This window comes from Pseudonocardia nigra (assembly GCF_019396355.1).
Classification (GTDB): Bacteria; Actinomycetota; Actinomycetes; order Mycobacteriales; family Pseudonocardiaceae; genus Pseudonocardia; species Pseudonocardia nigra.
Genome location: NZ_JAHKRK010000105.1, coordinates 1 through 24,600, shown reverse-complemented (window position 1 = coordinate 24,600; position 24,600 = coordinate 1). Strand labels below are relative to the sequence as shown.

The 24,600-nt window shown below is 71.1% G+C and carries 25 protein-coding genes and 3 pseudogenes; 13 read left to right on the top strand and 15 right to left on the bottom strand.

Translation table 11 applies throughout. The annotated features are described in order from the left end of the window. Positions 1–126 precede the first annotated feature (126 nt). Positions 127–1,077 (top strand): annotated as a pseudogene (locus KME75_RS23420) (IS3 family transposase); the annotation flags it as partial. On the opposite strand, the gene KME75_RS23415 reads toward KME75_RS23420, so the two are convergent. Continuing rightward, positions 1,000–1,767, bottom strand: coding sequence for a transposase (locus tag KME75_RS23415; RefSeq protein WP_308283016.1), 768 nt, complete (start codon positions 1,765–1,767; stop codon positions 1,000–1,002). The pseudogene KME75_RS23420 and the gene KME75_RS23415 sit on opposite strands and share 78 nt — an antisense overlap. 215 nt (positions 1,768–1,982) lie before the next feature. Between KME75_RS23415 and KME75_RS23410 the strand changes: the two genes are divergently transcribed. Next, positions 1,983–2,576 (top strand): plasmid pRiA4b ORF-3 family protein, encoded by a 594-nt coding sequence (locus tag KME75_RS23410; protein ID WP_219417019.1) that lies wholly within the window; start codon positions 1,983–1,985, stop codon positions 2,574–2,576. Positions 2,577–2,585: 9 nt separating this feature from the next. On the opposite strand, the gene KME75_RS23405 is transcribed toward KME75_RS23410, so the two are convergent. From KME75_RS23405 to KME75_RS23355, 11 genes and pseudogenes are all read right to left on the bottom strand, one after another. After that, complete coding sequence (locus KME75_RS23405; RefSeq protein WP_219417018.1) at positions 2,586–3,431, bottom strand: IS5 family transposase; 846 nt, start codon at positions 3,429–3,431, stop codon at positions 2,586–2,588. Between the two features lie 65 nt (positions 3,432–3,496). Next, positions 3,497–3,880: pseudogene (locus tag KME75_RS23400) on the bottom strand (helix-turn-helix domain-containing protein); the annotation flags it as partial. A gap of 397 nt (positions 3,881–4,277) precedes the next feature. Then, positions 4,278–5,191, bottom strand: a pseudogene (gene purU / locus KME75_RS23395) (formyltetrahydrofolate deformylase). Between the two features lie 2 nt (positions 5,192–5,193). Beyond that, positions 5,194–5,844, bottom strand: a complete 651-nt coding sequence (locus KME75_RS23390; RefSeq protein WP_219417017.1) for a sarcosine oxidase subunit gamma — start codon at positions 5,842–5,844, stop codon at positions 5,194–5,196. Next, positions 5,837–8,716: a 2Fe-2S iron-sulfur cluster-binding protein gene (locus KME75_RS23385; RefSeq protein ID WP_246632679.1), complete on the bottom strand. Its 2,880-nt coding sequence runs from the start codon at positions 8,714–8,716 to the stop codon at positions 5,837–5,839. The genes KME75_RS23390 and KME75_RS23385 overlap by 8 nt, the downstream gene beginning before the upstream one ends. Continuing rightward, the gene (locus KME75_RS23380; RefSeq protein WP_219417016.1) at positions 8,713–8,952 is read right to left on the bottom strand and encodes a sarcosine oxidase subunit delta; all 240 of its coding nucleotides are present in this window, start codon (positions 8,950–8,952) and stop codon (positions 8,713–8,715) included. Before KME75_RS23380 ends, KME75_RS23385 begins: the two co-directional genes overlap by 4 nt. 48 nt (positions 8,953–9,000) lie before the next feature. Further along, positions 9,001–10,281 carry an FAD-dependent oxidoreductase gene (locus KME75_RS23375; protein WP_308283015.1) on the bottom strand — a complete coding sequence of 427 codons (1,281 nt, stop codon included), beginning with the start codon at positions 10,279–10,281 and terminating at the stop codon, positions 9,001–9,003. Between the two features lie 35 nt (positions 10,282–10,316). Next, complete coding sequence (gene glnT, locus KME75_RS23370) at positions 10,317–11,669, bottom strand: type III glutamate--ammonia ligase (RefSeq protein WP_219417014.1); 1,353 nt, start codon at positions 11,667–11,669, stop codon at positions 10,317–10,319. 50 nt (positions 11,670–11,719) lie between these two features. Next, positions 11,720–13,081 (bottom strand): FMN-binding glutamate synthase family protein, encoded by a 1,362-nt coding sequence (locus KME75_RS23365; protein WP_246632678.1) that lies wholly within the window; start codon positions 13,079–13,081, stop codon positions 11,720–11,722. After that, complete coding sequence (locus tag KME75_RS23360) at positions 13,081–13,764, bottom strand: GltB/FmdC/FwdC-like GXGXG domain-containing protein (RefSeq protein ID WP_219417013.1); 684 nt, start codon at positions 13,762–13,764, stop codon at positions 13,081–13,083. The genes KME75_RS23365 and KME75_RS23360 overlap by 1 nt, the downstream gene beginning before the upstream one ends. After that, complete coding sequence (locus tag KME75_RS23355) at positions 13,752–14,639, bottom strand: class II glutamine amidotransferase domain-containing protein (protein ID WP_219417012.1); 888 nt, start codon at positions 14,637–14,639, stop codon at positions 13,752–13,754. Before KME75_RS23355 ends, KME75_RS23360 begins: the two co-directional genes overlap by 13 nt. A 140-nt stretch (positions 14,640–14,779) precedes the next feature. Between KME75_RS23355 and KME75_RS23350 the strand changes: the two genes are divergently transcribed. From KME75_RS23350 to KME75_RS23310, 9 genes are all read left to right on the top strand, one after another. Next, positions 14,780–15,499, top strand: coding sequence for a FadR/GntR family transcriptional regulator (locus tag KME75_RS23350; RefSeq protein ID WP_219417011.1), 720 nt, complete (start codon positions 14,780–14,782; stop codon positions 15,497–15,499). A 205-nt stretch (positions 15,500–15,704) separates the two neighbouring features. Then, complete coding sequence (locus KME75_RS23345; protein ID WP_219417010.1) at positions 15,705–16,007, top strand: hypothetical protein; 303 nt, start codon at positions 15,705–15,707, stop codon at positions 16,005–16,007. A 1-nt stretch (position 16,008) separates the two neighbouring features. After that, on the top strand, positions 16,009–16,425 hold the full coding sequence (locus tag KME75_RS23340) for a hypothetical protein (protein ID WP_219417009.1): 417 nt from the start codon (positions 16,009–16,011) through the stop codon (positions 16,423–16,425). Continuing rightward, positions 16,422–16,601, top strand: coding sequence for a hypothetical protein (locus KME75_RS23335; RefSeq protein ID WP_219417008.1), 180 nt, complete (start codon positions 16,422–16,424; stop codon positions 16,599–16,601). The genes KME75_RS23340 and KME75_RS23335 overlap by 4 nt, the downstream gene beginning before the upstream one ends. After that, complete coding sequence (locus tag KME75_RS23330; RefSeq protein ID WP_219417007.1) at positions 16,598–18,055, top strand: APC family permease; 1,458 nt, start codon at positions 16,598–16,600, stop codon at positions 18,053–18,055. Before KME75_RS23335 ends, KME75_RS23330 begins: the two co-directional genes overlap by 4 nt. A gap of 3 nt (positions 18,056–18,058) precedes the next feature. Next, positions 18,059–18,727: a hypothetical protein gene (locus KME75_RS23325; protein WP_219417006.1), complete on the top strand. Its 669-nt coding sequence runs from the start codon at positions 18,059–18,061 to the stop codon at positions 18,725–18,727. Continuing rightward, positions 18,724–18,996, top strand: coding sequence for a hypothetical protein (locus tag KME75_RS23320; RefSeq protein ID WP_219417005.1), 273 nt, complete (start codon positions 18,724–18,726; stop codon positions 18,994–18,996). The genes KME75_RS23325 and KME75_RS23320 overlap by 4 nt, the downstream gene beginning before the upstream one ends. Before the next feature lie 157 nt (positions 18,997–19,153). Further along, positions 19,154–19,309 carry a hypothetical protein gene (locus KME75_RS43555; RefSeq protein ID WP_246632677.1) on the top strand — a complete coding sequence of 52 codons (156 nt, stop codon included), beginning with the start codon at positions 19,154–19,156 and terminating at the stop codon, positions 19,307–19,309. 205 nt (positions 19,310–19,514) lie between these two features. Continuing rightward, on the top strand, positions 19,515–20,726 hold the full coding sequence (locus KME75_RS23310) for a bifunctional alpha/beta hydrolase/OsmC family protein (protein ID WP_246632676.1): 1,212 nt from the start codon (positions 19,515–19,517) through the stop codon (positions 20,724–20,726). On the opposite strand, the gene nrtS is transcribed toward KME75_RS23310, so the two are convergent. Then, positions 20,704–21,000, bottom strand: coding sequence for a nitrate/nitrite transporter NrtS (gene nrtS / locus KME75_RS23305; protein WP_219417004.1), 297 nt, complete (start codon positions 20,998–21,000; stop codon positions 20,704–20,706). The two genes, KME75_RS23310 and nrtS, sit on opposite strands and share 23 nt — an antisense overlap. A gap of 198 nt (positions 21,001–21,198) precedes the next feature. Further along, a complete protein-coding gene (locus KME75_RS23300) occupies positions 21,199–21,870 on the bottom strand; it encodes a winged helix-turn-helix transcriptional regulator (RefSeq protein WP_219417003.1) in 672 nt (223 codons plus the stop codon). A gap of 87 nt (positions 21,871–21,957) precedes the next feature. Here KME75_RS23300 and KME75_RS23295 point away from each other — a divergent pair, with 87 nt between their 5' ends. Both KME75_RS23295 and KME75_RS23290 read left to right on the top strand, forming a co-directional pair. Next, the gene (locus tag KME75_RS23295) at positions 21,958–22,311 is read left to right on the top strand and encodes a tautomerase family protein (protein ID WP_219417002.1); all 354 of its coding nucleotides are present in this window, start codon (positions 21,958–21,960) and stop codon (positions 22,309–22,311) included. A 101-nt stretch (positions 22,312–22,412) separates the two neighbouring features. After that, the gene (locus KME75_RS23290) at positions 22,413–23,408 is read left to right on the top strand and encodes a quinone oxidoreductase family protein (RefSeq protein WP_219417020.1); all 996 of its coding nucleotides are present in this window, start codon (positions 22,413–22,415) and stop codon (positions 23,406–23,408) included. Positions 23,409–23,521: 113 nt separating this feature from the next. Here the strand turns inward: KME75_RS23290 and KME75_RS23285 are convergent, their stop codons facing one another. Continuing rightward, positions 23,522–24,265 carry a TVP38/TMEM64 family protein gene (locus tag KME75_RS23285; RefSeq protein ID WP_219417001.1) on the bottom strand — a complete coding sequence of 248 codons (744 nt, stop codon included), beginning with the start codon at positions 24,263–24,265 and terminating at the stop codon, positions 23,522–23,524. Between the last annotated feature and the right edge of the window lie 335 nt (positions 24,266–24,600).

The following is a 24,600-nucleotide window of genomic DNA, read 5'->3' as shown; positions in this document are numbered from 1 at the left end:
AGCTCCGCCACGGACGGCGGCAGCGAGTCCGACATCCGTCCATGATCGCGCCACCACGCCGACGATCAAGCCGCCACGCCGGGCCCGATCACGTCACCAACAGCTCCGGACGTACTGAATAGCTACCGACCGCCGACTCAAGTAATCTGCGAGTACATCGACGGCCACCGGGAGCGCTTCGGGGTCGAGCCGATCTGCGCCGTGCTGTCCGAACACGGTGTCATGATCGCCCCGGGCACGTTCTATAAGTGGCGGACGTGTCCGATCAGTTTGGCCCAGTTGGACGAGGCGCATCTGGTGAACGAGATCGTCGATCTGTATCGGCGGAACAAGCGGGTGTACGGGGTGCGGAAGATGTGGCACGCCGCCCGCCGGGCGGGGCTGCGGCTCGGGCGGGATCAAGTGGGCCGGCTGATGCGCATCGCCGGCATCCAGGGCGTGCGCCGCGGGGCACAGCACACCACGACCACGAGCCGCGACGAGCGGGCACCGCGACACCCCGACCTGGTCCGGCGGGCCTGGAAGGCGCCGAACCGGCCGGACGCGGTCTGGGTGGCGGACTTCACCTACGTGTGGACCGCGGCCGGGTTCTGCTACACGTCGTTCATTACCGACGTGTATTCACGGCGCATTCTGGGGTGGAAGACGTCGATGAGCAGGACCAGTGATCTCGTGACCGCGGCGCTGGCGCAGGCGCTGGCCACCCGCCGCCGCGCGAGTGGCGAGTTCACCGCGAACGGGCTGATCCATCATTCAGATGCGGGTTCGCAGTACACCGCGCTGGCGTTCACCGAGCAGCTCGCCGAGGCCGGGATCTCCGGATCGATCGGTACCATCGGCGACGCGCTGGACAACGCGCTCATGGAATCGACCATTGGGCTGTACAAGACCGAGCTGATCAAGCCGTACGCGAGTACACGAAACTGGTCGGGACTGAGCGAGCTCGAACGTGAGACCGCCGAGTGGGTACGCTGGTACAACAACGAAAGAATCCACTCATCAATCGACTACATGACACCCATCGAGCGAGAAGTCATGTACAGTGACACCATCGCCCAACGGGGCGAGGTGGCCTGAAGCCCAGCCTCTCGCGAACCCAGGACGGTTCAATACCCGGTCGGAACGGATCCGACCGAGCAGCTGAACGGGTAGGTCGGCCAGGACGAACGCCAGCCGGGTGATGTCGTAGCCGGCGTCGGTGACGATCAGGATGTCCGGGTCACCGTGCTGCCAGTGCCCGGCCGCGGTCAGCCGGGCGACGACGGCGCGGAGCTGGTCGGCGGTCACGGCGGTGGCGTCGTCGGTGGGCCCGAGACGGACCGCGTCGAGCAGCGCGGTCCACGAGGTCCGGCCCGGCTCCAGCGCGGCGACGAACGAGTACGGCCAGCCCGGAATGAGTTGAGAGGCGTTCTTCGCCCGGCCGTAGACATGGCAGAACAGCCGCTCCGCGCTGGTGGCGGCGTCCGAGCGCAGCCACGGGCTGACATCAACGGCGAGCACGATCCGACCGTCCGCGGCCCTGGGCAGCGGCAGGGACGCCAGCGTCGCGCGGAAGCCGTCCGGTTCAACACGGCCGTGGTTCAGCGCGTCATACATCGCGCCGTGTCCGCGCCGGTGCTCGGCCACCAGGGTCAGGTCGACCAGCGTCGTCACCGGCCCATCGGCGCACAGCACCGCGTCGGCCAGCTCGAACAGTGCATCGGATCGAGCGGTCAACGACGTGTAGAACTCCCGGCGGAACCGGTTGAGCTCCCCCAACGCCGGCACCCGAACATGATCGTGCACACTACCCACCGCAGCCCTTGTCTTGATCTTCTTCCTTCGCCAGAAGCATGATCAACCAAGGGCTGCACCCATGATCACCCGGGGTCGCAGCGCCAGCACCACCGCCGAGCGCGGAGGTTAAAGATCAAGCTAAGACATCGTTTCAGAAGTGGCGGGCCCGGTCCTGCCGCTGGTGGCGAGGCTGGCAGCATCGGCGCATGGCCGCGCCTCGTGTGACCGCGAAGACGAAGATCTTCGAACTCGAGATCGTGTTGGAAGAGGTCCAGCCGCCGGTCCGGCGCCGGGTGCAGGTGCCCGGAGAGGTGAACCTGGCGGTGCTGCACGAGGTCGTGCAGTCGGCGATGGGCTGGACCAACTCTCATCTGCACGAGTTCGACATCGCGGGGCGCCGCTACGGCATGCCAGACCCGGATTGGGACGACCAGAACGTCACCGACGAGGCCAAGGGAAAGCTGTTCCGCCTGGTTGGCCAAGGGGATCGCTTCAGCTACCTGTACGACTTCGGCGACAACTGGGCCCACCGGCTCACCGTGGAGAAGATCTCGGCTCCGGAGCCGGGGGTGCGCTACCCGCGGTGCGTGGCCGGGCAGGGGGCGTGCCCGCCGGAGGACGTCGGGGGCCCGTGGGGCTATGACGAGTTCCAGGCGGTGTTGGCCGACCCGTCACACCCCGAGCACGACAAGCACGTCGAGTGGGTGGGCGGGCCGTTCGACCCGCACCGTTTCGACCTCGACGCCGCCGACCGAGCGCTGGAGTGGCTGGCCTGGCGGCCGCTGCCCCCCGTGTCGTAGCACGAGCGGTCATGACGGTCGCGGTCGATGTTGGGCGAGGCGGCGGTGACTGATCAGGGCGCAGGCCAGCGACAACAACGCTGTGATGGTCGACTCGGCGCGGTCGTAGCGCAGCGCCAGTCGGCGGAAGTCGAGCAGCCAGGACATCGTGCGCTCGACGACCCATCGGACCCGCCCCAGTCGAGTGGAGTCCTCGATCCCGCGCCGAGCGATCCGCACCCCGATCCCGCGACGAGCCAGGTAGCGGCGACACCGCGGGTAGTCGTAGCCCTTGTCGGCGTGCAGCTTGCCCGGCCGCCGACGCGGACGGCCGGGCTGCCCGCGACGTTCGCGGACTCCGGGGTTGGAGCCCAGAAGCTCGGCGAGCATGCGGCTGTCGTGGGTGTTCGCACCGGTCACCAGGGCGTGCAGCGGTAGCCCGTTGCGCTCACACAGCACGTGGTACTTGCTGCCGGCCTTGCCGCGATCGGTCGGCAACGGCCCGGTGGCCTCGCCGCGGCGCTTGGCCCGCACGCTCACGCTGTCCACCGCCGCCCGGGACCAGTCCAGCAGATCCTGCCGGGCGAGCCGGTCGAGTACGACCCGGTGCAACTGCTGCCACACCCCGGCGTCCTGCCACTCCCGCAGCCGCCGCCAACAGGTCACACCGGACCCACACCCGAGTTCCTGGGGCAGGTCGTTCCAGCGGATCCCGGTCTTGAGCACGAACACGATCCCAGCCAGCGCGGCCCGGTCCGGCACCCGCGGCCGCCCAGTCCGTCCCCGCTTAGCCCTCCGTGGCTGCGGGATCAGCGGCGCCACCAGCTCCCACAGCTCATCGCTGACCAACCGCTCGACACAAGATCGCCTCGCCATCGACGGCCATGATCAGCAACCAGCCCGGCTCCACACAGGACCGACACGGACTTCTGAAACGACGTCTTATGTTTGCCTGAGTGGTAGGGCCGGTCCTGGCCGCCGGTCATGCCGACCCGGTCGATCCGCAGCAGCGTGCCGTCGATGATCACGTAGGCCTTGCCTCGGGCGACCTCGAGCGCCTGCTCGAGCGTGGGCGCCTGTGCGGCGAGCAGGTCGAGCGCCTCGCGCACATAGCGGTAGACCGTCGTGGTGCCGATCGCGAACCCGCCGGCCAGGTCGGCGTAGGTTTCGCCCTTGCGCAGGTAGGCCACGACCAGCAGGGCTTGCCGGCCGGCGTTGAGCCGCCGCCACCGGGTCCCGAGCGTGGCGCGTCGCTTGCGGAGCAGGTCGGCGAGCATGATCAGCGCGCGGTTGGACACGGTCATCCCCGAGGGGTAGGAAAGCACCCGAAGCTCCTGCTCTGGGCTAGTTGATCTAGGCAATCACCCGTCTACCAGGAGCTCCACCCATCCGTGGCGCTCACACGCCGTACACCCTCAAGCCCCTCCACCAGGTTGGAAAGGGCTCAGTGTCGCGCGCAGCGGCGGCAACCCCTGATCGCGACAGCGCGGGCAGCCTCGATTCCGTCCTCGCCGCCAGGAACCGTCAGGTGATCATCGAGATACCGCTGCCGTAAGCCTGGAACATGGGCCCATGCGCTCGAACATCCCGCCAAGACCGCTACGGAGCGCATGGGAGCCCGGTAACGCCGCTCGCCGCGACGAGCACGATCCGTCGACCCCGACTCGTTCGTGACGACGGAGAACACGCCCAGGCGTGGCGGCGTCGCGGACCACGATCGCCTCAGAAGACGATCGTCGTGGCTCCGTTGACCAGGACCCGGTCCTCGCAGTGCCAGTCGACCGCCCGGGCGAGGACGCTGCGCTCGATGTCCGCACCACGGCGAGCGAGCTCGGCGGCGCTGTGTCGGTGCGAGACCCGGAGACGTCCTGCTCGATGATCGGTCCCTCGTCGAGGTCCTCGGTCGCGTAGTGCGCGGTCGCCCCGATGAGTTTGACCCCGCGTTCCTTGGCGCGCTCGTAGGGTCCGGCACCCGCGAAGGCCGGCAGGAACGAGTGGTGGATGTTGATCACGGGTACGGCGACCCGGCTCAGGAAGTCGGCGGAGAGGATCTGCATGTACCGGGCCAGGACGACGAGGTCGACGCGGCCCGCGAGCAGGTCCAGCTGGCGTTGCTCCGCCTCGGCCTTGGACGTCCTCGTGACCGGGACGTGCGCGTGGGGCACGCCGAAGGAGGCGACGTCGGCGGCGAGGTCGGGGTGGTTGGACACGACCTGCACGATGTCCACCGGCAACTCGCCCCGGCGCCACCGCCACAGCAGATCGAGCAGGCAGTGGTCGTAGCGCGAGACGAACACCGCCAGCCGGGTTGGCACCGCCGCGTCCCGCATCCGGAAGGTCATCGCGAACCGGTCGGCGACCCCGGCCGCGAAATCGCGCTCGAGCCGGGGAAGCGCGCCGGCGAGCCCGGGTAGGTGGAACACCAGACGCAGGAAGAATCGGCCACCGCGGGGATCGGTGGAGTCCTGGTCGGAGGACACGATGTTGGCCCCGCGGGCGTGCAGGAACCCGGTGATCGCCGACACAATGCCGGGCCGGTCCGCGCACGACACCACCAGCCGGCCGATGTCCTCATCGCCCCGGTCCCCGGCGATCCGGTCACCGGAACGGCGTGGCCGGGAGTCGAGCACCACCATGGCTACTCCGATCCCGCGGCGTCGAAACCAGCGGCGTCGAAACCAGCGGCGTCGATCCCGAACTCGGCTCCCGCGTCGAGCAGCGCGTCGTGGAGGTACTGCCCGGACGACCGCTCGCAGTGCAGGAGGTAGGAGCGCGTTCCGTCGACGTCGTCGCGCACCACGTCGGTGACGAGCCGTGCGACCGACGACCGGAACGCCGCGCCGTCGGGCGTGACCGCGTCGGAGAGGTCCACCGCGCACACCTTGGCGAGCAGGTCGGCGCTCGCCCCACCGCGCAGCCGGACCAGCGCCCGCCCGTGCGTGAGGTCCACGACCGAGACGAACTCGCCGGTGGCCGCGGCCGTCGCTGCCAGCCGGGAGCGCACCCGCGCCGCCGTGCCCACCGGAGCGAGCACCAGCCACCCCCCCGGGCCCGAGCCGACGACGAGTTCTCCGTCGCCCGACCGCGCGGCCCGCCCGAACGGCACGCCCAGCGCGCGCTGCATCGCCCCGTCGACCGGCGCCCGCACCGCGACCTTGGCCAGCGGGGTGCAGTCGGTGATCGTCAGCGCCGCCGTGCTTCGGCGGACGCTGACCTCCCAGCCGCCGTGCTCACCCACCGGATCCGCCGCGGCGATCGGGCTGCGTGCGAGGGCCACGAGGTCAGACACGTTGCCGCTCCCCCTCCGGGTCGAAGTGCGCGTGGTGGGCGGTGACCTCGGCCTCGACGTCGCGGCCGTCGGGCAGCCGCACGGTCACGCGGGTGCCCGGCTCTGCGAGGTGCGCGTCGAGCTGACCGAGGCAGATCGCCCGGCCCAGTGTCGGGGACATCCGGCTCGACGTGATCCGCCCGACGATGTGCCCGCCGTCGCTGACGATCTGGCTGGCCTCGGCCGGCACCACGTCGCGGTCGACCGGTTGCAGCCCGACCAGCCGCGGCTGGTCGGCGCGCTCCTGCTGCCAGGCCAGCTCGGCCTTGCCGACGAAGTCGGGCTTGTCCGGCTTGATCATCCCGTCCAGGCCCGCCGTGTAGGCCTGGGTGAGCCCGTCGGTGTCCTGGCCGACGATGAAGTGGCCCTTCTCCAGCCGCAGGATTCGCTGGGCCTCCACCCCGAACGGCACCACCCCGAGGTCGGCGCCCGCCTCGATCAGCCGTTCCCAGACGTGCAGGCCGTAGGCGGCCGGGACGTGGATCTCGTAGCTCAGCTCGCCGGTGAACCCGATCCGCCAGAGCACGCAGTCCTCGACGCCGGCGATGGTCCCGGTGCGCACGTTCATGTAGCCGAACGCCTCGGGGCGCAGGTCGACGCCCTCGGCGAGCCTGCCCAGCAGCTCACGGGAGCGCGGGCCGGCCACGTTGATGCTCGCATAGGCGGTGGTGACCGGGGCGACATGGACCTTCCAGCCGGGGTGCTCGGTCTGCAGCCAGCTCTCCACCCACTCCCAGACGGTCGCCGCCCCCGACGAGGTGGTGCTCATCAGGTAGTGCTCGTCGCCGAGCCGCCCGGTCACGCCGTCGTCGAGGATCACCCCGTCGTCCGCGCACATCACGCCGTAGCGCACCCGCCCGACGCCGAGCTTGGCCCACTTGTTGACGTAGAGCAGCTCGAGCAGCTTCGCGACGTCCGGGCCGCGCAGGTCGAGCTTGCCGATCGGCGTGACGTCGATGATCCCGACACCCTCGCGCACGGCCCGGACCTCCGCCGCGGGGTCGCCGTAGTGCTCGGGCCGGATCCACTGCCCGGCGACGAGCGGCACGGCGCCGTGGCGTTCGTGCCACGACTGCATCGGCGAGTACCGCACCGGCTGGAACGTCCGTCCGGCGAGCGCACCGAGGCTGACGGGGGCGTACATCGGCCGCCACGTGGTGGTGCCGGTCTCGGCGATGCTGCGCCCGGTGGCCGCCGCGACGACGGCCACGGTGTTGACCGTCTCCAGCTTGCCCTGTGCGGGCCCCATGGTCGCTGTGGTGTAGCGCTTGACCAGCTCGACGGAGTCGTAGCCCTCCTTGACGGCCGTGACCAGGTCCTTCGCGGTCACGTCCTCGGAGAAGTCCACGAAGCCGGGCCCGGCGAAGAACAGCTCCGGGTGCGCGTCGAGCGGCAGCTCGGGTATCGGAACGGGCGGCGCCGGGGCGGGCTCGGGCTCGGCGTCCCGCGGGCGCGTCGGCAGGCCGGCGTGCAGCCGTGCGCGGACGTGCGCCGCCCGGCGGGCCGACTCGCGGCCGACGGCCTCGGCGTGCTCCCGCAGCTGCCCGATCGTCCCGTCCCCGGCGATCCCGCCGGCGGCCAGGACGTCGTCGGGCATGCGCGCCGGGTCGGGCAGGAAGCGCGCGGCCTCGGGCCGGTAGCCCGGCTCGGCGCCCGCCATGTTGAGCAGCGAGGTGGGGGCGGTCCAGCCGACGGCGGTGACGAGCAGGTCGCAGTCGATCCGGGAACCGTCGCCCAGCTCGACGGACTGCACTGCGCCACGGCCCCGCGCCCTGACGACCCGCTGCCCGCGGCGCGCGTCCACGACGGCGGCGACGTCGACGCCGGCCCGCTTCAGGTCGGCGGCCGCGGCGTCACCGTCGGGGTTGGCGGAGAACACCACGGCACGCTCGCCGGGCCGCACGGCGTAGAGGTTGATCAACCGGCGGACGGCCGTGGAGAGCATGACGCCGGGCAGGTCGTTGCCCTCGAACACGTACGGCCGCTCGATCAGGCCGGGCGCGACCACCAACGCCTTCGCGCGCACCTTGACCAGCCGCTCCGCCACGTGCGACAGGTTACGCTGCATCACACCGACCCAGTTGTCGTCGTAGCGCCCGACGACGACCGAGTCGGTGAGCACCTCGATCCCCGGCTCGCCGCGGACCTGCGCCTCGAGCTCGGACCGCGCGGCGCGCGCCGCGTCGTCGCCCCAGCGCAGGTGACCACCGAGCTGGTGCTCCTCCTCCACCAGCATGACCTGCGCCCCGCCCCGCGCCGCCGCGACCGCGGCCGCCATCCCGGCAAGGCCACCGCCGGCGACCAGCACGTCGGGGTGGGCGTAGCGCTTGTCGTAGTACTCGTGCGGCGTGTCCGGGGAGACCTCGCCCGCGTGCACGAACCGGCGCAGCACCTTCTCGTACACCGGCCACAGGCGCTCGGGCTTGATGAAGGTCTTGTAGTAGAAGCCGGTGGCCAGGAAGCGGCCTGCCAGCCCGTTGACGGCCTTCACGTCGAACTTCAGCGACGGCCAGGTGTTCTGCGAACGCACGTCCATGCCCGCCTCGACGAGTCGGTGCGCACCGCGCACGTTCGGCTCGTCGCCGACCTGCACATGACAGCCGGGGTCGAGGAAGTCGGCGGTGAGCAGCCCGCGCGGCCGGTGGTACTTGTAGCTGCGGGAGAACACCCGCTCCCCCGCCGCCGCCAGCGCCGAGACGATCGTGTCGCCGGGGTGGGCGGTGCAGGGCGCGCCGTTCCAGCGGAACTCCAGCACGGCACTGCGGTCGATCAGCTCGCCGGGCTGCGGTTCGAGGCGCATCGGGGCGCGGGTGCGCGGGGCGGTCCGGGTCATGAGGTGCGCACCTCGTTGGTCACCGTGTGGCGCTCGAGGGTGAAGTAGCGGCGGCAGCCGGAGCCGTGGTACCAGCTCTCCCGCACCCAGCCCCGCAGGTTGACGTGGAAGTACAGGTGCCGGCGCCACTGCTCGGGCCCGGCCGTGGCCGGGTCGGGCCGCGTCCCGGTCTCGCCGACGTAGCGGAACTCGCCGGCGTTGCGAGCGCCGCACCACGGGCACGGGAGCAACATCATGACGTTCTCTCTCTCGACGGTCGGGCTCTTCCGGCGACGTGGCAGGCGTCAGTGGCCCACGGCGGCCGCGCCCTTCTCCCCCACCAGGCGCCCGGCCTCGAACCGGTCGAGCCCGAAGGCGGAGATGATCTCCGGGGGGCGTTCGTTCGCGATGCAGTCGGCCATGGCCTCGCCCGAGACCGGCCCGGCCTTGAAGCCGTAGGTCCCCCAGCCGACGTCGACGTAGAAGCCCTCCACGGGCGTGGGGCCCATGATCGGGGAGTAGTCCGGCGTCATGTCGCAGAGCCCGGCCCACTGCCGCAGCAGCCGCATCTTCGACAGCGCGGGCATCAGCTCCAGCACGTGGCCCGCCACACCCTCGGCGAACTCCAGGGAGCCACGGGTCGAGTAGGACGCGAACGGGTCGACGCTCGCCCCGAACACCAGCTCGCCGCGGTCGGTCTGGCTGACGTACACGTGCAGCGTGCCGGACACCACCACGGTGTCCAGGAACGGCTTGACCGGCTCGGTGACGGCCGCCTGCAGCGGGAAGGTCTGCACCGGCATCGACACCCCGGCCATGTCCGAGATCAGGGTCGACCAGCCGGCCGTGCAGTTGACCACCACCGGCGCGGCGATGCGGTGCCCGTCGCCGGTCCGCACCCCGGTCACCCGGCCGCGCTCGACGTCGATGCCGATGCCGACGACCTCGGTGTTCTGGTGGATGTGCACGCCGTGCGCGTCGGCCGCCCGCGCGTAGCCCCAGACGACGGCGTCGTGGCGGATGATCCCACCGGGCGGGTGGTACAGCGCCCCGAGGATCGGGTACCGGGCCGCGGCCGAGGTGTCCATGTGGGGCACCAGCTTCTTGACCTCGTCCGGCCCGACGACGTCGGAGTCCACGCCCTGGAGCTTGTTGACCTCGGCGCGCCAGCGCATGGTGCGCAGCGAGCTGTCGTTGTGCGCGAGGGTCAGGTGGCCGCGCTGGGAGAACATGACGTTGAAGTTGAGGTCGGCGGCCAGGTGCTCGTAGAGCTTGACCGACCGGTCGTAAAACCGGATGCCCTCGGGGGTGAGGTAGTTCGACCGCAGGATCGCGGTGTTGCGCCCGGAGCCGCCCGAGCCGATGTAGCTCTTCTCCAGCACCGCGACGTTGCGGATGCCGTGGTTGGTGGCCAGGTAGTAGGCGGTGGCCAGCCCGTGCACCCCGCCGCCCACGATCACCACGTCGTAGCTGTCGCGCGGGACGTGGTGCCGGAACGTCACGGGCCAGTCGGCCCCGGAGAGCCCGTGGCGGACCAGGCGCCAGGCCGAGTACCGGGGCCGGTGTCCGTTGGTCGAACTGCGCACGCCTGTTCTCCAGTGCGGTTGTCGGCTGCGGTCGCTCATGCGAGCGTGAGGTACCGGTCGATCTCCCACTCGGAGACGGTCGCGTGGTAGGCATCGAACTCCGCCTGCTTGACGCGCGCGTAGTAGTCGATGAAGTCCCCATCGGGTACGGCGCCCAGGGCCGCGCGCAGGACGGGGTCGGCGACCAGCTCCTCGAGCGCGCGGTCCAGCGTCCTGGGCAGGTGCGCGATGCCCCGGGCGGCCACCTCCTGGGGCGTCAGCGCGAACAGGTTGTCCTGCACCTGCGGCCCGGGGTCGAGGTCGCGATCGATCCCGTCCAGCCCCGCGGCGAGCAGCGCCGCCGAGGCCAGGTACGGGTTCGCCGAGCCGTCCACCCCGCGGTGCTCGACGCGGCCGCCTTCGGGCACCCGCAGCATCAGGCTGCGGTTGTTCCCGCCGTAGGCCACATACGCCGGCGCCCAGGTGGAGCCGGACTGCGGCGCCCCCACCCCGATCCGCTTGTAGGAGTTCACCGTGGGGCAGATGACGCCCGCGGTCGCGCGCCCGTGGTCGAGGAGCCCGCCGATGTAGCGGTAGGCGGTCTTGGACAGGCCGAGACCGTCGGTGTCGTCGCTGAACAGCGGCTCGCCCCCGGCGGTCCAGAGGCTCTGGTGCAGATGCAGTCCGTTGCCGGTGACCGACGTGAACGGCTTGGGCATGAACGTCGCCGTCATCCCGGCGTCGTGGGCCAGCATGTGCACCATGTAGCGGAAGAAGATGGTGCGGTCCGCGGTGGTCACGGCGTCGGAGTAGACGAAGTTGCTCTCGAACTGGCCGTTGCCGTCCTCGTGGTCGTTGGCGTAGTTGCCCCACCCGAGCCCGTTCATGTGGCGCGAGAGCGTGGACAGGAAGTCCCACATCCGGGTCAGGCCCTTGACCTCGTAGCAGGGCTTCGACGACGAGTCGAGGGAGTCGGCGACCTCCAGCGTGCCGTCCGCGGTGCGTCGCAGCAGCGAGTACTCCACCTCCGCGCCGGTCTTGAGCGTCCACCCGCGCTCGGCCTCCAGGGCGGCGAGCCGGCGCTTGAGGATCACCCTCGGCGCGTACGGCCACGGCTCGCCGTCGACGTGCGGGTCGCAGTGCAGCATCGCGACCCCCTTCTTCCACGGCACGCGCGTGTAGGACGCCGGGTCGGGCACCGCCGTGATGTCCGGGTCGGCCGGGCACTGACCCAGGTCGCCCGCGGCGAACCCCGCGAAGCCAGCGCCCCCGTCCATGAGCAGGTCGAAGCTGGACATCGGCATCGCCTTGGCGCACGGCTTGCCGTGCAGGTCGACGAACATCGCGAGGAAGAACTCGATCCCGTCCTCCTCGGCGCGCGCCCTCAGGTCCTCGCGGGGATCACCCATGTCAGCTCCTTCGTTGGAGACGAACCACGTGCAGCGTCAGCGTCTACGGGTCAGGGTCTACCGGGGATCCAACTCGTTCCCGCCAGGGGAACGCCAGCCATTGCCGCCGCTTCGATGGTGAGGGCCGCGAGGTCCTCCGGTTCGAGGTTGTGGACGTCGGACTTGCCGCAGGCCCTGGCGAGCGTGGTCAGCTCCATCGTCACCGACTTGAGGTAGTTGACGACCCGCTGTGCCCCCGGCTCGGGGTCCAGGCGCGCCTCCAGCGCCGGGTCCTGGGTGGCGATCCCGACCGGGCACCGGCCGGTGTGCATGTGGTGGCAGTAGCCCGGCTCCGTGCCCAGTGCCCGGTAGTCGGCCGTGGCGTCGTGCTCGACCCCGTCGCGCTCATAGGTGCGGCTGTTGCAACCGAGCGCGATGAGCGGCGCGACGCCCATCGAGACCGCGTCCGCGCCGAGCGCGAGGGCCTTGGCCACGTCGGCGCCGGTGCGGATGCCGCCGGAGACGACGAGCTGTACCTCGTCCTCCACGCCGAGATCACGCAGCGCCTCGGCCGCAAGGCGCACGGCGGCGAGGGTGGGGATGCCGGCGTGCTCGAGGAACACGTCCTGGGTGGCACCGGTGCCGCCCTGCATCCCGTCGACGACCACCACGTCGGCGCCCGCCGCGACGGCGAGCTTGACGTCGTTGGTGACGCGCGTGGCGCCGAGCTTGACGTAGATCGGCTTCTCCCACGAGGTGGCCTCGCGCAGTTCCTCGATCTTGATGCGGAGGTCGTCGGGGCCGACCCAGTCCGGGTGCCGCGACGCCGAGCGCTGGTCGATCCCTGCCGGCAGCGCGCGCATCCGCGCCACCCGCTCGGACACCTTCTGCCCGAGCAGCATGCCGCCACCACCGGGCTTGGCGCCCTGCCCGATGACGATCTCGATCGCGTCGGCCCGTTTCAGATCGGTCGGGTTGAAGCCGTACCGGGAGGGCAGGCACTGGTAGACCACCAGGTGGGACGCCTCCCGCTCCTCCTCGGACATCCCCCCGTCGCCGGTGGTCGTCGAGGTGCCCACCGCGGTGGCCGCCCGGCCCAGTGACACCTTGGCCGCGGAGGACAGGGCGCCGAAGCTCATCCCCGCGATCGTGATCGGGATGTCCAGCTCGATCGGCTTGCTCGCCCGCCTGCTGCCGAGCACCGTGCGGGTCTCGCACTTCTCGCGGTAGCCCTCGAGCGGGTACCGCGAGACCGAGGCGGTGAGCAGCACGAGATCGTCGAACGTCGGCAGCGTTCGCTTGGCCCCCCACCCGCGGATCTCGTAGTGGCCCTCGGCGGCCATCCGCTGGATCTGGGCGATCGCCTGGGGCGGGTAGGAGTGGCTGGCGCGCCGGGCGTCCATCGGCAGCGGGTTCGGCAGGGCCTCGGTCATCAGTACCTCTGGTCCTTGAGGGCGTCGAAGTTGTAGAGCTCGCGGGCCGACGCCACGCGGGTGACGTTCTCCGGGTCGATGTGGCCGAAGCCGGCCTGGTCCGCGAGCTGCTTCACCAGGAGCACGTCGTCGGCGGAGAGCTCCTCGACCCTCGCGTCGGACCCCAGCGACGTGATCGGGCCGGCGACGTAGATGACGGTCTCGTACAGCGAGTCGCCGAGGGCGTGGCCGGCCGAGCCGCCGACCAGCATCACGCCGGCCTGGGCCATGAAGCCGCTCATGTGCCCGACGTCGCCGGCCACCAGCACGGTGCCGCCCTTGAGCGAGATGCCCGCCCGCGACGACGCGTCGCCCTCCACGACGATGGTGCCGCCGTGGGCCGACGCTCCGGCGCACTCCGACGCGTTGCCGCGCACGCGCACCGTGCCGCTCATCAGGTTCTCGCCGACCGACCAGCCGACGAAGCCGTCCACGACGACGTCCGGGCCGTCGCAGAGCCCGCCGATGAAGTAGCCGGCGTTGCCCTCGATCTCCACGGTGATCCTGTTGGCCAGCCCGACGGCGAGGTTGTGCCGCCCCCACGGCCCGAGGATCCGGGCATGCGTCCCGTCCGGCAGCGCGGCGAGCGCGGCGTTGACCTCGCGGGTCGACAGCTCCGCGCAGTCCAGGGTCACCGGCTCCACGTGTAGACCTCCTCCGGGACCGGCTCGAACACCGTCGCGTCGCCGACTCCGGGAAGGTCGGCCAGCGCGTGGTACTCCGACGCGAAGGCGACGTAGTCGTCGGTCTCCGCGATCACGGCTGGCTTGCAGGCGAAGGAATCACGCATGACCGCGAACTGCGTGCCGGTCGTGACGAGCAGGGTGAAGAACCCGTCGAGCTCCTTGAGCACCATCCGCAGCGCGTCGGACAGGTCGGCGCCCGACGCCACCTGGTGCCCGACGAACCGGGCCGCCACCTCGGTGTCGTTGTCGGTGATGCACTGGATGCCCTCACGCTCGAGGCGGCGGCGCACCGTGGCCGGGTTGGAGAAGGATCCGTTGTGCACCAGGGCCATGTCGGCTCGCGGGGCGAAGGGATGCGAGTGCTCGGTGGTCACCGCGGACTCGGTGGCCATCCGGGTGTGTCCGATGCCCTGGAACCCGGACCGCTGGGCGATCCCGTAATGCGCGCAGATCTCGCGCGGCAGCCCGACATCCTTGACGACCTCCAGCGTGGGGCCGTAGCCGACCACCGCGACGTCCGGAACGGCGTCGGCCAGCATCGCCAGCACGGCATTCTCGGCGGCGGCGCTGGCGAGCAGCGCGGCATCGCCGAACTGCTCGACGTCGACGGGAGCGCCGAGCTCGACGGCCATTCGGCTGCCGAGCGTCTCCCAGTCGACGCCCGTGTCGCCCCGCAGCGAGAACCGGGAGCGGCCGTCCGGCGGCCGGTGCAGCGCGACGCCTGCCGAGTCGGGGCCCCTGCTCGACATGCAGTCCAGCATGACCGTGAGGAGCGCACCCAGACGCGGATACAGCTCGGGGCGCTTCAGGTGGAGCCCGACGATCCCGCACATGAGTCGCTCCTTCGTAGATCGGGCGGAGGCAGGGCCCGGAACGTATTGGTGCAAGGTCCGAACCTAGGACCTTTCTCATGCGACCACCGGCGGGTGGCGATGTCAATACCCGAGCCCGTTCGCGCGTATAACCTCGGAGCATGGTCCGCGTGGTGACGTCCTTGACGCTGTCGCAGGCCGTCGCGGAGCACCTGCGGACGCTGATCCACCGGGGCGAGGTGGGCCCCGGCGAGCGGCTGCCTGCCGAGCGCGACCTCGCCGAGCAGCTCGGGGTGGCCCGGATCAGCCTGCGCGAGGCCCTCAAGATCCTGCAGGACGAGGGCTACGTACAGGTGCGCCGCGGCGCGCTCGGCGGCGCCTACGTCACCGAGCTCCAGCAACCGGTCGAGCGGTGGCGGGCCAGGATGCGCGACCAGGCGGGCGAGATCGACGACATCATCGACTTCCGGATCGCGCTGGAGACCGACGCCGCCCGGTTGGCGGCCGCCCGCCGCGACCGGTCCGACCTCGCCCGCCTGCGGGCGTCGATCGCGAAGCTGCGGCAGTCGGACGGGCGGGCCGCGTTCCGCTCGACCGACTCGCAGTTCCACGACGGGCTCGCGCAGGCCGCCCGCAACGTCCGGCTCGAGACCGCGATCCACGCCTCCCGCGGCGAGCTGTTCAGCCCGCACGACCTGCTGCCATTCGTCGATCCGGTGGAGGAGTCCGCCCGCGACCACCAGCAGATCTACGAGGCCGTCCGGGACGCCGACCCGGATGCCGCCGAGGCCGCGATGCGGGAGCACATCGAACGCACCCGCCGTCAGCTGAGGGAGATCGTCTTCGGTCCGGAGGGCGTCGCGGAGCAGACGACCGGGTGACTGACCCTGGCGCAGTGACCCTTGACACAGGGTCGGCGGGGGTAGTGGTATTAGGTCCGAACCTCGGACCATGACCGGGGCGCGGGTCTCGGTGCCCGGGCCCGCCACCAGTCCGGCGCGAACGACGAGCCCCGGACACCACTCCCAGCTCTCGAGCGCAGGCGCTCCATGTTCCGGGCGCACTCGCGCGGGATCGGAGGCGCCAGTGTCCACCACCCTCCAGTCGCGCATCGACGCGCTGGCCCGCCGCGACCGCCTGCAAGCGGTGATCTTCACCGTGTGCATGTGGGTGACCATCCTCTTCGTGCTGGTCGTGGCCGTCGCCGTCGCCCCCACGGCAGGCATAGTCGTCGCGCTCGTCGTGTCGGGGCTCCTGCTCGGCCTGTTCAACACGGCCTCGATGGTTGCGCTGGTCCGCCGATACGCCGCGAACAAGGACCTCGTGTACCGCCCCGACATCGAGAACCTCGACCACATGCACCGCGAGCGTGCGAACGGGAGGCGGTGACATGGCCCCCTACGAGCCCCCGGTGCAGTCGAAACGCGGCCAGCTCCTCGACGCCGTCACGGTGCTGGTGCTGATCTTCGCCACGCTGTTCGCCACGACCTTCCTCGTGCAGGAGACCGAGAGCACGGACGCAGCACCCGACACCCGCGCCCTCACCGACCTGGCGATCACCGATACCGAGCGCGCCCAGTTCCAGAAGGTCATCGACTCCGGGACGGCCGACCTGCCGACGGTCGCGGCCGCGGTCGACGCCAACGAGCCGGGGACGGACAAGTACGACTTCAGCGTCGCGGCGCTGCTCGGGACGGCCGCGCTGCTCGCCGTCTATCTCGCGTTCGTGTACCGCACCTCGTTCCGGGAGTACCGCGAGGTGATCGAGGAGAAGTTCGGCCCGAAGGACGGAGGGGGGCAGGCATGACGATCGCCGCAGGCCTGGAGCTCGTCGCGTGGATCCTCAGCGCCGTCATCGCCGGCTGGCCTCTGTACGACGTGGTCCGCGTCGCGCGCACCCACGACGAACGGCTGCTGATCAATGCCGTTGAGCCGATCGACGGCGCGGCCGCGCTCCGCGACGCGGGAGGCGAGAAGACATGAGCGAGCTCGCAAGCGAACCGCCGACCCCCGGCCTGATCGACGAGGTGGCCGCCGGCGAGCGGCCTGCCCTGCGCAAGGTGCTGTCCCCGATGCACATCTGGGCGCTCGGGGTCGGCATCGTGCTCGTCGGGGAGTTCATGGGGTGGAACTTCGCGGTGGAGAAGGGCGGCATGTACGGCGCCCTCATCGCCGCGTGGGTGGTGGGCCTGCTCTACACGTCCATCGTCATGATCAACTCGGAGATCACCTCGGCCATTCCCGCCGCGGGCGGCCAGTACGCGCAGGCCAAGCACACCATCGGGCCGTTGATGGCGTTCAACGTCGGGCTGTACCTGACGCTCGCCTACACGATGCTCGAGGCCGCCAACGCGAACGTGCTCAGCTACCTGCTGACGACCCTGGCCAACCTGATGGGTAGCACCGAGACGCTGTCGCCCTACCCGTTCGCGACGCTCGCGATCCTTGGGCTGGCGTGGCTGAACTACCGCGGCGTGTTCGTGACGCTCTCGGTGAACTTCGTGATCACCGGGTTCGCCTTCGTCACGATCCTCGTGCTGTTCGTCGGTGCCCGGGCCTGGGATCCCGCCGGCGGGCTGGAGCTCGCCGGGCTGGTCGGCGAGATCGACAACGGGCTGCCGTACGGGTGGATCGGCGTCATCGCCGCGTTCCAGTTCGGGATGTGGTTCTACCTCGGAATCGAGGGCACGGCGCAGGCCGCGGAGGAGTGCCGCTCCGCCCCGCGGTCGATCCCGATCGGGAGCATGGCCGGGATGATGACATTGATCATCGCTGCCACGCTCACCTGGTACATCTGTGCCGGACTGCTCCCCTGGCAGTACCTCGGCACCTCCATCACACCGCTCTTCGACGCCGCGCGCGTCACCGGCAGCGGCCTGCTCGTGGTGCTGCTGCTGATCGGCACCCTGTTCGCGACGCTGGCCTCGGCGAACGGATGCATCAACGACGCCTCGCGGGCCTGGTTCTCGATGGGACGCGACCGTTACCTGCCGGAGTGGTTCGGGGCCGTCCACCCGCGCTACCACACGCCCTTCCGGGCGATCGTCTTCCTGGTACCGGTCGCGATCGCGTTCGCGCTGCTCCCGGTGCTGCTCGACCAACCGACCCTGCTCGCCACGGTGATCACGTTCTCGATCCTGTCCGGCCTGCTGATGTACAGCTTCATGGGGCCGAACTTCATCCGCTTCCGCCGGCTCTGGCCCATGGGGTCGATCACCCGCGGCTACGTCCTCCCGTTCCACCCCGTGCCCGCGATCGCCCTCATCGCCCTGTCCGCGCTGGTCTTCTTCGCGACGTTCCTCGGCTACGGCACGGCACTGCTGTCGATGCTCGCCTTCTACTTCCTGGCGTCGGTCTGGTTCGTGCTCTGCCGCTACAAGTACGTCCGGCTGGGCGCGCAGTTCACCGCCGACCTCCCACGCCCCCGGGGCTACTGACCGATGACCACCGCATTCGTCGTGATCGCGGCACTGGCCGCCGTCGCGGCGCTCTGCCACCTCCAGGTGAGCCACCTGCGTCGGGTGCGCCGGGAGAGGCGGGCGCTGTTCGCCGACGTGCAGGACGTGCTCGACGATGCCGTGGTCCACCAGGACGGCCTCGGCTACCCCGCGCTCAGCGGGACCTATCGCGGCCACCCGGTCCGCCTGCGGGTCGTCGTCGACACGCTCACTCTGCGGAAGCTGCCCGCGTTGTGGCTGCTCATCACCCAGGTGCGCCGGCTCGACGTGGAGGAGCCGATCGACGTCCTGCTGCGCCCGTCCGGGGCGGAGTTCTTCTCCCCCAACGCGGAGTTCGCCCACGAGCTGCCACCGCCCGACTGGCTCCCCCGCCCGGCGCGGATCGCGAGCCCCCGCTCCACGTCCGCGCTCCCGGCCGTGGAGCACCTCGCGCCGCTGCTGCGGGACCCACGGACCAAGGAGGTCCTGGTCAGCGGCGATGGCGTCCGGGTCGTCCGGCAGCTCGCAGAAGGCGCGCAAGGCCCCTACCGGACAGCCCGGCGCCCCGATTTCGGGCCGGTACGCCTCCTGCCCGACGGCCTGTGCCACCTCCTGGACACGATCAGCGATGCCGGCGACGTGCTCGCCGGCGGCGAGGTGCGTTCCCGATGACCCGCGGTCGACCCCTCCTCGTACTCGGCGTCGCGATCGTCCTGCCCGGGGTCGGCCAGGTACTGAACCGCATGTCGATGCGCGGCCTCGTGTTCGTGTTCTACATCGTGCTGTTGGGGACCATCACCTACAACCTCACCACCCCTGACCACTCGTTCCTCGGGCGCTACGCCGGTGGCCTGTTCATCTACGCGATCAGCGTCCTCGACGCCTACCGCTGGGCGGCGCTCCGGGCCGGGGTCCACGTTTCGCAGTCCGACGACCGGTGAGGTTCACACGCGGCCGGTCCCACCCCGCAGGCACCTACGCGCGGGAGGATGGCGAGCATGAAGCTGACGACGACAAACCTTCGTCTCGGTCGACAGACTGATGCAGAGCCCGGCGGGCCCGACGAGGGCCGCAGCGGCGGGTTCGAGCGGCGGTTGGATGGTCCCGCACTTCGACGACGGGACCGGACAGTTCATGGATCAGGTCTTCACGGCTCTCGAGCTGGCCGAGTCGCGGACCACGCCCAAGGGCGTGACGATCCAGGTCTACCGGACCGCCGGACGCCCCGACTACGGGACGGCCGAGGTTGACTGACCAGACGTCGTTTCAGATGCTGCAGTCAAGGTGTCCGCCTGCCCGGAGTCCGTCGGCGCATACCAGAAGATCACCTTGCGGCGTCAGCCTCGGCGCCTTCCGGAAGTAGGGCAAGGAGCTGCTCCGTGTGGCCAGGAAGCTCCCCTTCAGCGAGACCCGTGATGACGCCCTCAGCCGTACGGGCTGATCGACCAGGACCTTCTCGTTGGACTGGAGCAGGCCGGGCACCACTCTGTCGAGCTCGGCCTCGCTCAATACTTGCCTGGACCTGCCGGCCGGGCCGCCGCTGGGGTTCGCCCTGCTCGCGCACTGCTTCACCTGCAGTAAGGACCAGATCGGGCTGGCCCGGATCGCGCGCGGGCTCACCGCCCGCGGCGTCGGGGTGCTGCGCATTGACTTCACCGGGCTCGGCGAGTCCGGCGAATCGTTCGCCGAATCGACGTTCACCGTCAACGCCGACGACCTGGTGCGCGCCGCGGACCGGCTGCGCGCCGAGTACGGCCCGCCCAGCCTGCTCGTCGGGCACTCCCTCGGCGGCGCCGCCGTGATCGCCGCGGCGGACCGGATCCCGGAGGTTCGGGACGTCGCCACGATCGGCGCGCCGTTGTCACCCGACCGCGTCACCCACCTGTTCGACGCCGCCCGCGACGACATCGAGACCGACGGGGCGGCGGCGGTGTGCATCGCCGGGCGCAGCTTCCGCGTCGGGCGCGACTTCCTCGCCGACGTCGCCGACCAGCCCCAGCGGGCCCGGATCGCCGCGCTCGACCGCCCGCTGCTGGTGCTGCACGCGCCCGACGACGACGTCGTCGACGTCGGCAACGCCCGACGGATCGTCGACGCCGCCGGGTCCGCGGCGTCGTTCGTCGCCCTCGATGGCGCCGACCACCTGCTCACCCGCGCCGCGGACGCCGACCGCGTCGCCGCGCTCGTCGCTGCCTGGGCGGGGCCGTACCTCGACGGCGGGAAGGCCGCCGAGCCCGGCCCGGAGCCGGGCACCGTCGAGGTGGCCGAGACTGGCGCCGGCCGGTTCACCCAGCGCATCCGCACGGAAGAGCACGAGTGGGCCGCCGACGAGCCGACCTCCGCGGGCGGCACCGGCAGCGCCCCCGATCCCTACCAGCTGCTGCTGTCGGCGCTCGGAGCCTGCACCACGATGACGATGCGGATGTACGCTGAGCGCAAGGGCTGGAACCTGCGCCGCAGCACCGTCACCCTCACCCATGACCGGCTGCATGCCGCCGACTGCGTCACCTGTGAGACCGACACCGGCCAGGTCGACCGCATCGTCCGCGAGATCCACCTCGACGGCGACCTCGACGACACTCAGCGCGCCAAGCTGCTGGCCATCGCCGAGCGGTGCCCGGTGCACCGCACCCTGCACTCCGAGACCGTCATCGAGACGGATCCGGTGTGACGCCCTCCGCTCCGGGCCGCATCCGCCGCGCGGACAGGAACCCGATGCTCGCCACGCAGTACGGCACCAGGTAGTTCACGCCGACCCGGATCCAGGTGGCGGCATCACCGCCGTCGAGGACGAGGTGGCCCTGGTTGACCACCGAGAGCAACGTTCCGACAACGGCCGCGACCGGCGCCGCGGTGCGGGCGGTCCGACCGCACAGGAACAGCAGGACGGCCTCTCCCGGACGCGACCAGATGACCGGCCTGATTTCGCGGTGTCCGGCGCTCATGCTGCCGAAACCCTACCTGCTCCCGCCGCCATTCCTCGAACGCCCGCGCTGCCCCGGGGGGTCCCGCGACTGTCACGTGAAGTCCGCCCTGAGTCGCCGGGCGCTGTTGTCGCCTCGTGGCACGCCTGTTGGTCCGTGTGCCTGCGCACCCGGCACTTGCCGTCGCAGGCGGCAGGGTGCACCTGTGTCGAGAAGCCGTCAAGCCGAACGAGCCCAGCCGAAGAGCTCGACGAACTGTTCGAGGTCCCCGATCGCGCCCCGGATCGCGATGGTGCCGTCGGCGACGCCGCCGCGCGCGGTGATGTCGCCGGCGAGGAGCTCGAGCAGCGCGGAAGCGGTGCTGCGGATGGTGAGGTCGCGCTGGTCGGCCTCGCCCTGGTAGGCGTGCAGCACCCCGTCGTCGACCCGCACCCGGTAGGCCTCGTTGTCGAGGTCGAGCTGGTAGCTCGCGCGGACCCCGCGGGCCCGGTCCACGCGGAAGGTGAGCTTGAGGCCGGTGACGGCCCACCGGGAGCGCACGGCGGGTGCCTGCCGGGGGCCGGGGAGCAGACGCCCGCCGAAGCGGCCCAGCTCGATGATCGCCGGTTCGAGCGCTCGCCCGCGCCGAGTCAGCGCGTACCCGCTCGCGGCGGCCGGTGGCGGGAGCACCCGCCGCTCGACGATTCCGGCCTCTGCGAGGTCGCGCAGCCGGCGGGCGAGGAGATTGGTGCCGATGCCGGGCAGTCCGTCGAGCAGGTCGGTGTAGCGCAGGGGGCCGAGCAGAAGCTCGCGGACCACGAGCAGGGTCCACCGCTCGCCGACGACGTCGAGGGCGTGGGCCAGGGCGCAGTACTGGCCGTAGCTACGCCGGCCTCGTTCTTGACCTCGCATGGGCCAGAACTATACCTTCCTCAACAAGTCGCTATCACTTTGGAAGCAGTAGAGGGCACGACTGTTGCTCGGGCAGAGGAGGTTCACATGCCGGTGGTGCGAGTCGACATCCCGCACGGCCACTCGAACGACACCAAGGCGGCGCTGAAGGAAGCGATCAGGGACGCCATCATCACCACCATCGACCCGAAGATCACCAAGTACATCTACATCGCGATCCGGGACGCGTACGCGGAGTTCGGAGACGGCGCCCCGCTCATCACCGTCGACCTGCGGCCGGGCCGCGAGACCGAACGGAAGGCCGCGCTGGCGGAGAGCCTGTCCAAGGCGTTCACCGAGGCCCTGGGAACCCGCCCCGAGGATCTCTACCTGCTGTTCCGGGAGACACCGGCCAGTCAGCACTACTGCGGCGGGCAGCCCCTGCCGGACTGGCAGCCGTAGCCTCCGCCGCGGGACCGGGTAGCCGAGCCTGCTCGGCGGGGGCCCGCCCGGACCGGGTGGGCGGTCGGAATCGACGAACGGGAGCGTGGGTCGACGTGCCGATGGCGGTGGTGCTCCACGAGCAGGGTGGACCCGAGAAGCTGCGGTGGGAGCGGGTTGAGGTGCCGCCGCCGGGGCGGGGCGAGGCGCGGCTGCGGCACACCGCGGTCGGACTGAACTACGTCGACACCTACCACCGCGCCGGGGTCGCCCATCCCTGGCCGGTGCCGCCGCGGCCCTGCGTGCTCGGCCTGGAGGCCGCCGGCGTGGTCCTGGACGTCGGCCCGCACGTGGACGAGGTGGCGGTGGGCGATCGTGTGGTGTACGCCGGACCACCGGCCGGCGCGTACGCCGAGGAACGGGTCTATCCGGCCGCGAACCTGGTCCGGCTGCCCGACGCGGTCGACGACCGCACCGCCGCGGCGTCGTTCCTGCGCGGCATCACCGCTCAGTACCTGCTGCACCGCACCTACCCGGTGCGCCCCGGCGACTGGGTGCTGGTGCACGCGGCCGCCGGCGGGATGGGCCTGATCCTCGGCCAGTGGTGCCGGCAGCTGGGGGCCCGGGCCATCGGAACCGTGTCCACCGACGCGAAGGCCCGGGTGGCGCGCGAGCACGGCGGCTTCGAGCACACGGTGAACTACCGCGACCCGGACTTCCCCTTGCAGGTCCGCGCGATCACCGGCGGCGAGGGCGTGCACGTGGTCTACGAGTCCATCGGCAGGGACACCTTCCAGCGCTCCCTGGACTGCCTGCGCCCACTCGGCGTCTGCGCCGCCTACGGGCACGCCTCCGGCGCGCCGGATCCCATCGACATCGTGGCCGACCTCGGGGCGCGGGGCTCGCTGTTCGTCACACGTCCCGCGGTGATGCACTACACCGCCCGCCGTGAGGACCTGCTGGCCGCGGCCGGTGCCTGGTTCGACGTCCTGGCGGGCGGCGCCGTGCGCGTCCACGTCGCCAACACCCATCCCCTGCGTGAGGCGGCGCGCGCGCACGCCGCCCTGGAGTCCGGAACCACCGTCGGACAAACCGTCCTCCTCGTGGATCACCCGTAGCATGAGCGCCGCTCCGGCGCGGCCCACCAATCAATCATTTCCTGATCATCAGCCTCGGCAGTCAGCAGAGTCTGAGGCGACGGCGAGTCGGATACCGGCGGCCCGACACGGTCCTACTTCCGTCTACGACAGCGCGCGAGGGCGGCGCCGGCGGCGGTGAGGGCCACCAGTACGAGGACCGCGATGATGAACGGCCACGAACCCGGCGACGTCCCGTAGGCGCCGAGGGCAACGAACGCGATGGTCCCCGGGATCATCCCCAGCGCGGTGCCGATGATGTAGTCGCGGGTTCGCACGCCGGTCAGCCCGGCAGCGTAGTTGATCGCGGTGAAGGGCAGCACGGGCACCAGCCGGACGGCGAGGACCGCGAGCAGACCGCGCCGGCGCAGGAGCGCGTCGACGCGCGCGACCCGGGTGCCGGTGAGGCGTTCGACGGCCTCGCTGCCCAGCACCCGGTCCAGCGCGAACGCCGCCAGCGCGCCGAGCAGCGCGGCGAGGAGGACCACGACGACGCCCACCGCGAACCCGAACACCAGGCCGGCCGCCGCGGCCAGGACGTTCTTGGACAGGGGCGCGAGGGTCGCCGCCGCGTACACGAGCACGAACAGCGCGGGCGCGGCCGGCCCGGCCGCGGCGATGTCGGCACGCAGCTGCGCTGGGTCGGGCAGCCCGACGACGCCGGCCACGGCTGCTGCCGCAGCCACGATGGCCACGAACACGACGAGCCGGACCCAGACGAAACGGCCGGCCGCGCCTGGACCGGACACCTCGCGATCGGCCCGGTCGGCATCGTCGCCGGGATCCGACCCGCTCCGCCGCGGCCCCGGTCGCTCCTCGTCGGTCCGGCCGCTGCTCACAGCATGGATCGCACGGGGGCGCGGGGTGTTTCGGTGCGGAACACAGGGATGACGAGCGCTGCGGCGGGCAGGGCACGCGATGCCCGGGCGCCCAGGCCGAAGCCGGTGAACAGCGTGAACACAGTCGTGCCCGTGGCCCGCGGATGCCGGGTAGGTCGCTTCCTCCGGGCCTGTACGACTAGAGCGTGTCCCGTGGATCATGCGGGTGGGCTGCGGTAGATCTCTTCTGTGCTTGATCGCCACGACTTGACCGACGCGGAGTGGGCACGGCTGGAGCCGTTGCTGCCCGACCGGACACCGCGACGAGGGGGGCGGTGGGCTGATCACCGGCAGGT